Raw genomic sequence first — 12,689 nt, forward strand, 5'->3', positions numbered from 1 at the left:
CTGTCATGACCCACCCCACGGTCGCGGAACTCGTCGCCCGGTCCAACCGGCTCGGCGCCGACCCGAAGAACACCAACTACGCGGGCGGCAACACCTCCGCCAAGGGCACCGACACCGACCCGGTGACCGGCGAGCCCGTCGAGCTGATGTGGGTCAAAGGTTCCGGCGGCGACCTCGGCACACTTACCGAGGCCGGCTTGGCGGTGCTGCGGCTGGACCGCCTGCGCGCCCTGACCGGCGTCTACCCGGGTGTGGACCGGGAAGACGAGATGGTCGCCGCGTTCGACTACACCCTGCACGGCCGCGGCGGCGCCGCCCCCTCCATCGACACCGCCATGCACGGCCTGGTGGAGGCCGCGCATGTGGATCATCTGCACCCCGACTCCGGGATCGCGCTGGCCACCGCCGTCGACGGCCCGGAGCTGACCGAGAAGATCTTCGGCGACCGGGTGGTGTGGGTGCCGTGGCGGCGCCCCGGTTTCCAGCTCGGCCTCGATATCGCCGAGATCCGCCGGCGCAACCCGCAGGCCGTCGGCACGATCCTCGGCGGGCACGGCATCACCGCATGGGGTGACACCTCCGACGAGGCCGAGGCGCATTCGCGGGAGATCATCGACACCATCGAGCGTTTCCTGGCGGCGAATGGAAAGGCGGAACCGTTCGGGCCGGTGCTGCCCGGATACGAGGCGCTGCCGGAGCCGCGGCGCCGGGCGAAGGCGGCGGCTCTGGCGCCGTTCCTGCGCGGGCTGGCCTCCACCGACCGCCGCCAGGTCGGGCATTTCACCGATACCGCGCCGGTGCTCGAATTCCTCTCCCGCGCCGAGCATCCGCGACTGGCCGCACTGGGTACCAGCTGCCCGGATCACTTCCTGCGCACCAAGGTGGCGCCGCTGGTGCTGGACCTGCCCGCCGACGCCTCGATCGAGCAGTGCAAGCAGCGGCTCGCCGAACTGCACGAGACCTACCGGGCGGAGTACCGCGCCTACTACGAGCGGCACGCCGACCAGGATTCGCCGGCCATGCGCGGTGCCGACCCGGCGATCGTGCTCGTCCCGGGCGTCGGCATGTTCAGCTACGGCGCGGACAAGCAGACCGCGCGGGTGGCCGGTGAGTTCTACCTGAACGCGATCAATGTGATGCGCGGCGCCGAGTCGGTGTCCCGGTACCGGCCGATCGACGAGTCGGAGAAATTCCGTATCGAGTACTGGGCACTCGAGGAAGCCAAGCTGGCACGGCGACCGGCGCCCAAGCCGCTCGCCACCCGGATCGCACTGGTCACCGGCGCGGCGTCCGGTATCGGTAAGGCCATCGCGCAGCGGCTGGCCGCCGAGGGCGCCTGCGTGGTGGTCGCGGATCGCGACACGGCGAAGGCCGTCGAGGTCGCGGCCGGGATCGGTTCGGCCGATGTGGCGATCGGTATCGGCGCCGATGTCACCGATGAGGCACAGGTGCGTGCGGCGGTGGACGCGGCGGTACTCGCGTTCGGCGGCTTGGACCTGGTGGTCAACAACGCCGGTCTCTCGCTGTCGAAATCGCTGCTGGAGACCACCGAGGCGGACTGGGACCTGCAGCACGACGTCATGGCCAAGGGCTCGTTCCTGGTGTCCAAGGCGGCGGCGCGGGCGCTGATCGATCAGCGCATGGGCGGCGACATCCTCTACATCTCGTCGAAGAACTCGGTCTTCGCCGGGCCGAACAATATCGCCTATTCCGCCGCCAAGGCCGATCAGGCGCATCAGGTGCGGCTGCTGGCCGCAGAACTCGGCGAGCACGGCGTCAAGGTGAACGGCATCAACCCCGACGGCGTGGTGCGCGGCTCCGGAATCTTCGCCGGCGGCTGGGGCGCGCAGCGCGCCGCCGTGTACGGCGTGGAAGAGTCCGAACTGGGCGCCTTCTACGCCCAGCGCACCCTGCTCAAGCGGGAGGTGCTGCCCGAACACATCGCCAATGCCGCGTTCGCGCTGTGCAGTCCGGAGTTCTCGCACACCACCGGGCTGCACGTACCGGTCGACGCCGGGGTCGCCGCGGCGTTCCTGCGATGAGCGCCACCGGCGCGGTCGCCGCCGTCGATCTCGGTGCCACCAGCGGCCGGGTCATGCTGGCGCGGGTCGGTCCCGGCCGCATCGCCATGCGGCAGGTCGCCCGGTTCGCCAACGACCCACTGCCGCTGTGGCACGGCGAGCGAGAGGCGCTGCACTGGGATCTCCTCGGTCTGTACCGGCATATCGGACGCGGCCTGGCCGAGGCCGCCCGGTTGGAGCCGGGTCTGTTGGGAGCCGGAATCGACTCGTGGGCAATCGATTACGGTCTGCTCCGGCACGGCGCGCCGCTCGGACTGCCCCACCACTACCGCGATACCCGTTCGGCCGCCGGTGTGGCGGCAGTGCATGCGGTGGTGGATCCGGACGAGCTGTACCGCCGGAACGGATTGCAGTTCCTGCCCTTCACCACGATCTACCAGCTCGCCGCCGATCGACTCCGGGGCGCACTCGAGTCCGCGGACCAGGCACTGCTCATCCCGGACCTGCTGGGCTACTGGCTGACCGGCGCCCGGGTCACCGAACGCACCAATGCCTCCACCACCGGACTGCTCGGGTTGGACGGCCGCTGGGACGACGAGGTACGGGCCCGGCTGGAGCTGCCGGACCTCTTCCCGGACGTGGTCGAGCCCGGCACGACGCTGGGCCCGGTACTACCCGGAGTAGCGGCGGCTTTCGGGCTGGACCGGGCATTGACGCTGAGCACCGTCGCCTCGCACGACACGGCGTCCGCCGTGGCCGCGGTACCGATGGCGCCGGACGCCGCCGCCTATATCTCCTGCGGCACCTGGGGGCTGGTCGGTGTGGAACTGCCCGCGCCGCTGATCTCGGCGGCCGGACGGGCGGCCAACTTCACCAATGAGGCCGGACTCGACGGGCGCACCCGCTACCTGCGCAATGTCATGGGTTTGTGGCTGCTCAGTGAGTCGGTCCGGCACTGGCAGCGCACCGACACCACAGTGGACCTCGCCCGGCTGCTCACCGCGGCCGCCGATGCCCCCGCTCCGGCGGCCGTATTCGACGTGGACGACCCGATATTCCTCACCCCCGGCGATATGCCCGCCCGGATCGCCGACTGGTACACGACCCGGGCACTGCCGGCGCCGGACAGCCCCGTCTCGACGGTGCGTGCCATTGTGGAGAGCCTCGCCGCCGCCTTCGCCGCCGGAGTGCGGACCGCCGAGGAGCTGACCGGCATCCCGGTACGCACGATCCACCTGGTCGGCGGCGGCGCCCGCAACCGGCTGCTGTGCCGGTTGCTGGCCGAGCACGCCCGTGTCCCGGTACTGGCCGGCCCCGTCGAGGCGACCTCGCTCGGAAATATCCTGGTGCAGGCCCGCACCCACGGCCTGCTGCACGGCGATGTGGACGCGCTGCGCGCCGAGGTGATCGCCGCGTTCCCGCCGCAGCGTTACGAGCCACGTACCGAACCCGTCAGGAAAGCAGGCTGATGAAACGACAGCTACCCAAACCCCGTGATCTCGCGCCGCTGATGCAGTTCAAAAAGCCGCGCATAGGCGTGCAGCGGCGGCTCGACGCCGCGCTCACCATCGAGGACCTCCGCCGTATCGCCAAGAGGCGCACCCCGCGCGCCGCCTTCGACTACACCGACGGCGCCGCGGAAGGCGAGATCTCCCTGGACCGCGCGCGGCAGGCGTTCCTTGATATCGAATTCCATCCGGCGATCCTGCGCGACGTCGCCAAGGTCAGCACCGGCCGGGAAGTCCTCGGTGGACCGGTATCGCTGCCGTTCGGTATCGCCCCCACCGGCTTCACCCGGATGATGCAGACCGAGGGCGAGTACGCGGGCGCCCGGGTGGCGGGCCGCGCCGGAATCCCGTTCTCGCTCTCCACCATGGGCACCGCCTCCATCGAGGATGTGGCCGCGGCGAACCCGCACGGCCGCAACTGGTTCCAGCTCTACATGTGGAAGGACCGCGACCGCTCCATGGCGCTGGTCGAGCGCGCCGCCGCCGCAGGCTTCGACACCCTGCTGGTTACGGTGGACGTCCCTGTGGCCGGCGCCTGCCTGCGCGACACCCGCAACGGCATGTCGATCCCTCCCGCGCTCACCCCGGCCACCGTGCTCGACGCATTGCCCCGGCCGCGCTGGTGGATCGACTTCCTCACCACCGAACCGCTGGCCTTCGCCTCGCTGGACCGCTGGTCGGGCACTGTGGCAGAGCTGCTCGACTCCATGTTCGACCCGACGGTGAACTTCGAGGACCTGGCCTGGATCCGCGACCAGTGGCCCGGCAAGGTGGTCGTCAAGGGCATCCAGACCCTCGCCGACGCCCGGGCAGTGGTGGACACCGGTGTCGACGGCCTCGTGCTCTCCAACCACGGCGGCCGCCAGCTGGACCGGGCACCTGTACCGTTCCACCTGCTACCCGAGGTCGCCCGGGAACTCGGGCGTGATACCGAGATCGTTCTGGACACCGGCATCATGTCCGGCGCCGATATCGTGGCCGCGATAGCGCTCGGCGCCCGCTTCACCCTCATCGGCCGCGCCTACCTCTACGGCCTGATGGCCGGCGGCGAAGCCGGGGTGAACCGGGCGGTGGAGATCCTCACCGAACAGATCGAGCGCACCATGCGGTTGCTCGGCGTCACCTGCCTGGAGGAACTGACACCACAGCATGTGACCCAGCTGACCAGGCTTGCTCCGCGCCCGGTCCCCGGCCAAGATCGAGGGTGAGCAGGCTATAGCGATGCCTGCGCGGACAGAGGAGGTGCCGGCGCCGGTGGTGAGCATGCGGGAGGTCGCCGCCGCGGCGTCGGTATCGGTCGGCACCGTCTCCAATGTGCTCAACGCGCCCGACAAGGTCGCACCCGCCACCGTCGAGCGGGTTCTCGCCGCCATCGATCGGCTGGGTTTCGTCCGTAACGACGCGGCGCGTCAGCTCAAGGCGGGTCGCTCCCGCTGCGTCGGCCTGGTGGTGCTCGATATCGGCAACCCCTTCTTCTCCGATGTGGCCCGCGCCGCGCAGCAGCGCGCCGCCGAACACGACCTCGTCGTGCTGCTCGGCTCCAGCGACGACGACCCGCACCGCGAACGCCGCTACCTCGAAACCTTCGATGAACAGCGAGTTTTCGGGCTCCTCATCTCACCGTCCGGGGAGGATCAGCACCGGCTCGTCGCCTTGCACAACCGCGGGGTGCCGGTGGTGCTGGTGGACCGTGACGGGCACGGCACACCGTTCTCCTCGGTCGCCGTGGACGATATCGCCGGTGGGGAGCTGGCCGTGCGGCACCTCTGTGCCGGCGGCCGCCGGCGTATTGCCGTGATCGGCGGTCCGGCCTCGCTGACGCAGGTGGCGGATCGCCGGGCGGGCGCCCGGCGCGCCGCGGCCGAACACCCGGGTGTCACGCTCACCGTCGTCGACACCCCGGCCATGACGGTTCTCGCCGGTCGCGCCGCCGGCGAGCGTATCGCCGCCCGGCCCCCCGGCGACCGGCCCGACGCCGTGTTCTGCGTCAACGACCTGCTCGCGATCGGTGTGCTGCAGGCCCTCACGCTGCACGGCGTCGAGGTGCCCGGTGATATCGCGCTGGTCGGTTACGACGATATCGATTTCGCCCAGTCCGCGGTCGTCCCGCTCACCTCCATTCGTCAACCTCGGGCCGATATCGGATCCGTCGCCGTCGATCTGCTGGTCGCCGCCGCCGAGGATGGGGGAACGCGACCGGAGCACGTCGGTTTCCGCCCATATCTGGTCGAGCGCGCCTCCACCGCCGGCTGAGCCGGCTCGAAGGCGGTCGCCCGGCGGTTCGGCCTCTTCGGCGCGGCGCGCACCCCCGCCGCGTGTCGGTCGCCGAAGTTGTTCGATACCAACATCTTTGCGCGCGGGTGGTGACAGACTGACCGGCGGTGTTCGTAGATGACCGATCCGCCAAGTCAGGAGCGCGCTCGTGCCACGTGAAATCGATTCGGCTGTCTTCCCACATCTCGAGGCGGACCTGAACCGCGTCCGCGACCTTCTCGGACCTGTTCGGTTGGAGAACAGACCGGAACTGACCGCACTCACAGACGAAGGGCCGGGCACCTCGCGCCGTCTGGTCCGCCCGACTCTGACCCTGCTGTCGTACTACCTGTTCACCGATCCCGATACGCCGGCCGCCGACCGGGCGGTGCGGGCCGCGGCCGCCGTGGAGATGATGCATCTGGGGTCGCTCTACCACGACGACGTCGTCGATCACGCGGACCAGCGCCGCGGTCGTCCCAGTGCCAACGCGGTGTGGGGATCGCATATGGCCGTATTGGGTGGGGACGCGGTGACATTCTCGGGCCTGCGCATGCTGGCCGAACTCGGCTCCCGCGAGGTTCTCGCGGCGACGATCGCGGGCGAGCAGATGTGCGCGGGCATGGTGATCGAGGCCGCCGACCTCTACGTGCCCTCCCGCAGCGAACAGTCCTACCTGGACACGATCGACGGTAAGACGGCGGCGGTGCTGTCGCTGGCATGCCGGGTGGGGGCGATGCAGGCCGGCCGCTCCGCGGACGAAGAAGAGGCGCTGGCGCTGTTCGGCCGGCATTTCGGACTGGCCTACCAGCTCTATGACGACATCCTCGATCTGACCTCGACCGCCGCGGAAATGGGCAAGCCCGTCAACGCTGACCTGCCCGAGGGTATCTACACACTTCCGGTGATCCGCGCGGCCGCCCGCGACCCGGAGCTGGCCCGCCTGCTGCGCGGCAGAATGACCGGGGAGCAGGCCGCACGGGCCCGGGAACTGGTCGTCGCCTCCGGCGCCGTCGACCAAGCCCGGGCGGTGGCAGAGGAATTCGTCGACAAGGCCGCCGGTCGGCTCGCCGACCTGCCCGTCGCCACGGACGCCCGCCGGGCGATGACCGCCTACATCCGGTCGATCCTCGACCGGCGTCCCGCTCGCCTCGCGGTCTCCCGACCACCGACCCGGACCCCGGACGCTCCGGTCGACGACCTCCCACCGCGGGTCGCGGAATGGTTGACGGGCTGGTTGGTCGATACCGGCCTCGCTACCTCCGCGGCCGAGGCCGACTACCACCGGTGGACCGGAGCGATCCGGAGCCGGGCACGAATTCTGGCCCCGGCGGCGGACGCGCACCGCGAACAGACCGCCTACGGCATGGCCGTGCTGGCCCTCATGTGGGACGACCTCTTCGAGGATCCGAAGCTGACCGATCCGGACGATGTGACCGCGCTCCGGCGTGGCATGGTGGCGACACTGCGCCAGGACCCGGCGGCGCCGTGGCGGTCGGGCGCGATTCCGACGGCGTGGGCGAGCTTGTGGCCGCGCCTGCGCGAGGGCCGCACCGCCCGCTGGCAGGAGCGGTTTCTCGACGGTGTCGAGGAGTGGTTCGAAGCCGCCGAACGCGAGGCGCACCATCGTATCGACGGCCATATTCCCGCCACGGCCGACTACCTGCCACTGCGGATGTCGACCAGTGGGCTGGAAACCGCCATCGCGGTCATGGAGATGTACCACGACCGGGAACTGCCCGGAAAAGTGCGCAACCACCCCGTCATCCGCCGTCTCGAGGAACTCGGCTTCTGGGTGACCTTCGTGGAGAACGATCTGGTGGGATTGGCCCAGGACGAGGCCGACCGGGTCCCCTACAACCTGGTCAGGGCGGTCCGGCACGAGACGGGCTGCACCCGCGGCGAAGCCGTCGAGCAGGTGCGGCGCCAGGTCGCCGAGCATCGCGCCCAGTTCGAGTCGGCGCTCCGCTACGTTCCCACCCTCTTCCGCGTGCTTCCCGGCCTGTCGGGCAAGGGGAAGGAATACGCGGAGATGTACGGAAGTATGGCCCGAATGGGGCTCTGGGGACGTGAGAGCGATAGGTACACGCCGACCTCGAATTCCGCGGCGTCCGCGGCGCCGGACCTGGAACGCCTGCGCCGGGAGGTCTACCTCCGGGCCGCCGAACCCGCTCCTGCCGTGCTGTAGCTCCCGCGGCCGGCGCTGCACAGGCTTCGTCCCGGGCTGTCCGCCGGTGCGGACAGCCCGGGACGTGCGTTCAGTGTTTCGCCGGCTGTCCGGACTTCGCCGGCCCGGCGGCGCGGAATCCGAGGAGGGGGATCCACCTCCTCGGCCCCAGGGCCGAGCGGGTGCGCAGATGGAAAGCGACCAGTCCGGCGAGGGCGCTCGCGGTGAACCAGACGAGTTGCACGGCGAAGCCCGCGACGAGTGTGGTGTCGGCGAAACCGGCTGCGGTCGAGGCCTGCATCGCACCGTAGGAGGGCAGTAAGCGTATGAATTCGCTGTCCGCGCCGCTGCTGGCAATGGGGTTCTGTACAGCCATGTCGAAACAGCTGATCATCGCTATGGCGAACATACCCTCCACTTCACGGCGCAGCAGCGCGCCGAGAGCGACACCCAGCGCCCCGTAGGTCATCGCCGCGCAGAACAGCGCCGCGGCGAGCTGAACCGGCCGTTGCGGCGACCAGTAGCAGCAGATGACCGCGGTGGCATAGACGCAGACCCCCAGCGACGCCACCACCAGGCAGGCGATTTTCGCGAGAGCCGATGCCACCCGGGGGAATCCGGCCATCGACAGCCGCCGGTCGAAGGCTCCGCTGCTGAAGGTCGCCGCGAACATCATGAATCCGATGATCAGCGAGACCGCGGTGAGGGCGCCGCTGATCTGGGCGAGCTCATTGCCATCGGCGCGCAGCACGAGACCGGTGCCCCGCAGCCGGAACGGTACCTCGATATCGGTGACGGCCACCCGTACCAGAGTGATCAGAACGGGAACGAAGACGGCCACCAACACCATGGCGAACCGGTTACGCGCGTGCTCGACGAGGCCGTAGCGCGTGGCGATCAGGAACAGCCGCACACCCTCGCTCATCCGGCTGTCTCCTGGGTGCTCCGGAGAACGCCCTCGTGCAACCGCCACACCTGATCCAGCTTGTCGGTGTCGTGAGCCAGATGCGAGACGACCAGGACCGATCGGCCGGTGTCCCGGAATTCCGCGACCAGATCCCAGAAACGCAGATACGTCTCCCAGTCGAAACCCTGATACGGCTCGTCGAGCAACAGGACCTGCGGATCGTGCATCACCGCGAGGGTGAGGTTGAGCTTCTGCCGGGTGCCGCCGCTCAGTGTGCCGACTCGCTCCCCGGCATACTCGGAGAAACGCAGGATCTCCATGGTCTGCTCGGCCCGCCGCAGGTCCGGGACGGCGTAGGCCGCGGCGAAGAAGTCCAGGTGCTGGCGAACTGTGAACGCGTCGTTCAGAACCACCTGCTGGGGGCAGTAACCGAACCGTCCACGGTGCCGGACCACCCCGCGGTCCGGTCGCAACTCTCCGGAGAGCACCTTCAACAATGTCGACTTGCCGACGCCGTTCTCCCCGACGATTCCGACCAGCGTCCCGGCGGGCAACACGATGTCGATACCGCGCAACACCGACCGCCTGCCGTACGAATGGTGGACGCCTTCCACTTCCATCAACGCCCCTCTTCTTCCGCCGATATGGTGGCCGGTTCGCCGCCCGCATGCTATCAACGAACCGGCAGGAAGAAGGTGAAATCGTCCTCGGCGCAAGGCATATGCGACCGGAACCGATTGCCGCAGGCGCGGCTTCCCGCCACGACCGCTCGTCGGGCCCGAATAACGGCATTCTCGGTTTCTCGGATTCGGCGCGGTGGTGGGTTCGAGGAAACCCGCGGCCGCCGGCGATATCGCGTCATACCCGCCACCACCAGTCGATGGACGATATCCCGGGAGGAGAGGGTGAGGAATCGGTGGGGGAGTCGGTGATGGTGAAGCAGTCGGCCACGGTCCGACCGTCGACTGCGTAACGTTCCACCTCGAGTGCCCAATCGAGATTGCCCCGGACCACGTGCCGCAGGCCCTGGAGATAGCGGCGGGTGTCTGTGCTCAGCCCCCGGGTCTGTGCGCCTGCGACGAGGAACCGGCACATGATCCGGTCACGCAACCGCACCGCTCGTGCGATCGCCTCGTCCGGCCCGCAGGCATGGCGCGCTGCCATCACCGTCAGCAGATTGTGCTGGTTGGTCTCGTTCGACGCCACTGTCTTGGGATGGGAGTGCAAGTCGTTGTCCAGGGCCGCGAGCACACGTGCCATCTCGGTGAGTGCCCGCACCCGGGGCAGCTCCAACTCCGCCTCCGGAGGTTCGTATTCGTTCACCAGTTCCGTACTGACGGTGACGACCTCGCCCGCCGCGTTGTTGATCCGGATGGCGAGGTACTCGTCCACGCTCGGTGCCGTGGTCGTACCCATCTCGGCGCAGACCCCGAACAGCCAGGCACGGTGGGCCTGAACCCATCGACGATGCCGGACCGGTGTCACACATTCGGCGAACCGTGCCGAGATATCGACCAGGCCGCTCACCAGCGGATCGGTCTCCAGTAACGCCGATCCCGGCGCTTCCAGCACCCGTACGATCCCGGTGGCATAGGACACGAACCCAGCGAGGTCCTTCGACAGGGAGCCTCGGTCGAAGCGATCGTCGAACGCGAATCCCCAGTAGGCCCAATCCGCTGCGATCTGCAATCGATCCGCGCGGCCGTGCGGTGCCATCCTCGCCATGAACTCGGCCGACTTGGTCGCGATCAGTGTGCGTCCCCGGTGTCGGTCACCGAAGAAGTCGACGGCCCGCAACCACTCGATCGACCGGTTCTCGATCGTCTCGACCGCGGGATGGATATCGGATTCGATAGGGCAGAAGATCCCCGGCAGAGCAGGCTGTTCGATAATCGTCATCGGTGGCCCTCCGTCGCCGGCGGAATACCGCCACACTTGGCGGAATCGACGCGGATCCGCAGCTCGCGGGGGTGCAGTGCCATTGCCACCGCGGGGCGGGTGCGGGTGCCGACTCGATGGCGAATCCGCCACCGGCCGGTGATCGTGGCCAGGGCAAGGGTCAGTTCTGTGACAGCGAAGGCCTCGCCCGGGCATCGCCGCGGGCCGGCGCCGAAGGCCACGAAGGCGTGCCGCCGAATCGACGGTCGCGGGGTGTCCCATCGGTCGGGGTCGAAGCGATCCGGGTTCGGATAGAGATCACTGCGACGGTGCAGAAGGTAGGGGCTGTACACCACAGAGGTTCCGGCTGGAAGGTCGTAACCGCCCAGTCGAGTATCGGTGGTGACTGTTCTGGTGAACAGCCAGCCGGGTGGGTAGAGCCGTAGTGCTTCGGTGATGATATGTCCCGTCAGCGGCAGGTCGGGCAGGTCTCGATAGCGGGCCGGAGCTCCGTCGAGGACTCGGGCCGTCTCCTGATGCAGCCGTTCCTCGATCTCGGGATGGGCCACGAGCAGATGCAACGCCCACGCGAGCGCGCTCGCGGTGGTCTCCGATCCGGCGATGAAGAAAGCCATGAGCTGATCGCAGATCTGGCGGTCGGTCATACCGCCGCCGATATCGTCGGATGCGGCTGATTCGGTGGGGAGCCGGGCCGCGAGCATCGCCGAAACCAGATCCCCATGGTCGGTGCCGTCGATCCGCCGCTCGGCGACAATACGCGCCATCAACTCGCGAAGCCGTGCGTGCGCTCGCCCGTACCGGCGATTGCCCGGCGTCGGTATCCGATTCAGCAGCGGCGGCGCCAGCATCTGCCGGTACAACCCGTTGACGATATCGGTGACATCGGCCAACGCTCGATCGCGGACGTGCGGTGTCAGTGCGCCGGAAAACATTGTCGCCATCACAGTCTGTGTGGTCAGGCGTAAGGCCGCGGCCCGCATATCCACGACTTCACCGTCGTTCCAGGCGGCGGTCATGGCATCGGCCTCGGCGGTCATCGCCCGGCCGTAGTTCGCCAGTCGTGCCCGGCCGAATGTCGGCCGGATCAACGATCGCTGCCGACGATGCATCGGGTGCGGACAGGTGATCACGTTCTCACCCACCACTTTCCGGGCTGTATCGAACAGCGGCCCGCCCTTGTCGAAAGTTCGATCATCACGAAGGACGCGGTCGGTGAGGTCCGGGTCGCACACCACGACAGCGGACCCGGGACCGATCCGTATTCGCACGAGTTCACTGCCGTCACGCGCCAGCGACGACAGAAATGCCAGCGGATCTCTCAGCAACGTCACAATATGGCCGACCGGCCAGACCGCGCCAGAAGCCGGTGGGACCCGGGACTCAGCCATTGCACGCCGCCGGCATCGGGAACCGGCCCCGTGCACGACCGATTCGCCATGCGTTACCGAAGCCGTGCAGGAGGGTTCCGGGTACCGTTTCGGCCGGCCGGCCGTGCGGAGTGATCACCGTGTTCGCGGCAGCTCGCAGCATGCCTTTCGCCGAGCCGCGTGCGCTGAGCAGATCGTCGCGCAGGTACCCGTAGGCAAGGGGCAGTACTTCCGTCATCGCAGATACCGTTTCTCTTCGTGCCGGTCGGCTCGGAGAAGCTCCTGCCTCGACCGACGAATCGAGAATCACCGGATAGGTAGATCGGACACATCGGCAGCTCGTTGCCGGCCACGGTTGCCGAGCAGGCCGCGACGGGCATCGCGCGCCCCCGCCCGCCCACCTCTGCCCGTATACGGTGAAGCCTCCGCGCAAGCCGTCCCGGACCCCGAACCCGCCGATACGGCCACGCCGGGGCGGTTGAACCGATGCCGTCCCGCAGCGCTCGGGCCGCTACCGTCCGCGTAATGTTGACCGTCACGGATATCGGGGAATACGCTCGACCGCAA

General features: G+C 68.7%; 10 protein-coding genes. 5 read left to right on the plus strand and 5 right to left on the minus strand.

What is annotated here, in order from left to right; genetic code table 11:
• Positions 1 to 5 precede the first annotated feature (5 nt).
• From ON38_RS33260 to ON38_RS33280, 5 genes are all read left to right on the plus strand, one after another.
• Positions 6 to 2,042, plus strand: a complete 2,037-nt coding sequence (locus ON38_RS33260) for a bifunctional rhamnulose-1-phosphate aldolase/short-chain dehydrogenase (RefSeq protein WP_039829326.1) — start codon at positions 6 to 8, stop codon at positions 2,040 to 2,042.
• Entirely contained in the window at positions 2,039 to 3,490 is a 1,452-nt protein-coding gene (locus tag ON38_RS33265; RefSeq protein ID WP_039829327.1) for a rhamnulokinase, read from the plus strand. The genes ON38_RS33260 and ON38_RS33265 overlap by 4 nt, the downstream gene beginning before the upstream one ends.
• Positions 3,490 to 4,737, plus strand: coding sequence for an alpha-hydroxy acid oxidase (locus tag ON38_RS33270; RefSeq protein WP_174372480.1), 1,248 nt, complete (start codon positions 3,490 to 3,492; stop codon positions 4,735 to 4,737). The genes ON38_RS33265 and ON38_RS33270 overlap by 1 nt, the downstream gene beginning before the upstream one ends.
• A gap of 55 nt (positions 4,738 to 4,792) precedes the next feature.
• Positions 4,793 to 5,782: a LacI family DNA-binding transcriptional regulator gene (locus tag ON38_RS33275; protein ID WP_039829443.1), complete on the plus strand. Its 990-nt coding sequence runs from the start codon at positions 4,793 to 4,795 to the stop codon at positions 5,780 to 5,782.
• A gap of 169 nt (positions 5,783 to 5,951) precedes the next feature.
• Positions 5,952 to 7,970, plus strand: coding sequence for a polyprenyl synthetase family protein (locus ON38_RS33280; protein WP_218000892.1), 2,019 nt, complete (start codon positions 5,952 to 5,954; stop codon positions 7,968 to 7,970).
• A gap of 70 nt (positions 7,971 to 8,040) precedes the next feature.
• On the opposite strand, the gene ON38_RS33285 is transcribed toward ON38_RS33280, so the two are convergent.
• The 5 genes from ON38_RS33285 to ON38_RS33305 all read right to left on the minus strand — a co-directional run bounded on the left by ON38_RS33285 (position 8,041) and on the right by ON38_RS33305 (position 12,360).
• Positions 8,041 to 8,874, minus strand: coding sequence for a hypothetical protein (locus ON38_RS33285; protein ID WP_039829328.1), 834 nt, complete (start codon positions 8,872 to 8,874; stop codon positions 8,041 to 8,043).
• Entirely contained in the window at positions 8,871 to 9,476 is a 606-nt protein-coding gene (locus tag ON38_RS33290) for an ABC transporter ATP-binding protein (RefSeq protein ID WP_039829329.1), read from the minus strand. Before ON38_RS33290 ends, ON38_RS33285 begins: the two co-directional genes overlap by 4 nt.
• A 238-nt stretch (positions 9,477 to 9,714) precedes the next feature.
• On the minus strand, positions 9,715 to 10,755 hold the full coding sequence (locus ON38_RS33295; RefSeq protein WP_039829446.1) for a terpene synthase family protein: 1,041 nt from the start codon (positions 10,753 to 10,755) through the stop codon (positions 9,715 to 9,717).
• On the minus strand, positions 10,752 to 12,143 hold the full coding sequence (locus ON38_RS33300) for a cytochrome P450 (RefSeq protein ID WP_051165601.1): 1,392 nt from the start codon (positions 12,141 to 12,143) through the stop codon (positions 10,752 to 10,754). Before ON38_RS33300 ends, ON38_RS33295 begins: the two co-directional genes overlap by 4 nt.
• Positions 12,136 to 12,360, minus strand: coding sequence for a hypothetical protein (locus ON38_RS33305; RefSeq protein ID WP_039829330.1), 225 nt, complete (start codon positions 12,358 to 12,360; stop codon positions 12,136 to 12,138). Before ON38_RS33305 ends, ON38_RS33300 begins: the two co-directional genes overlap by 8 nt.
• Positions 12,361 to 12,689: the final 329 nt, after the last annotated feature.

This window comes from Nocardia testacea NBRC 100365, from assembly GCF_000308775.1.
Classification (GTDB): domain Bacteria; phylum Actinomycetota; class Actinomycetes; order Mycobacteriales; family Mycobacteriaceae; genus Nocardia; species Nocardia testacea.

What these genes read in the sequence shown, in the direction of transcription:
- ON38_RS33265 (WP_039829327.1), top strand. Translation starts at nt 2,039, where the DNA reads ATGAGCGCCACCGGCGCGGTCGCCGCCGTCGATCTCGGTGCCACCAGC.
- ON38_RS33300 (WP_051165601.1), bottom strand. Translation starts at nt 12,143, where the DNA reads ATGGCTGAGTCCCGGGTCCCACCGGCTTCTGGCGCGGTCTGGCCGGTC.
- ON38_RS33260 (WP_039829326.1), top strand. Translation starts at nt 6, where the DNA reads ATGACCCACCCCACGGTCGCGGAACTCGTCGCCCGGTCCAACCGGCTC.
- ON38_RS33275 (WP_039829443.1), top strand. Translation starts at nt 4,793, where the DNA reads ATGCGGGAGGTCGCCGCCGCGGCGTCGGTATCGGTCGGCACCGTCTCC.
- ON38_RS33295 (WP_039829446.1), bottom strand. Translation starts at nt 10,755, where the DNA reads ATGACGATTATCGAACAGCCTGCTCTGCCGGGGATCTTCTGCCCTATC.
- ON38_RS33285 (WP_039829328.1), bottom strand. Translation starts at nt 8,874, where the DNA reads ATGAGCGAGGGTGTGCGGCTGTTCCTGATCGCCACGCGCTACGGCCTC.
- ON38_RS33270 (WP_174372480.1), top strand. Translation starts at nt 3,490, where the DNA reads ATGAAACGACAGCTACCCAAACCCCGTGATCTCGCGCCGCTGATGCAG.
- ON38_RS33290 (WP_039829329.1), bottom strand. Translation starts at nt 9,476, where the DNA reads ATGGAAGTGGAAGGCGTCCACCATTCGTACGGCAGGCGGTCGGTGTTG.
- ON38_RS33305 (WP_039829330.1), bottom strand. Translation starts at nt 12,360, where the DNA reads ATGACGGAAGTACTGCCCCTTGCCTACGGGTACCTGCGCGACGATCTG.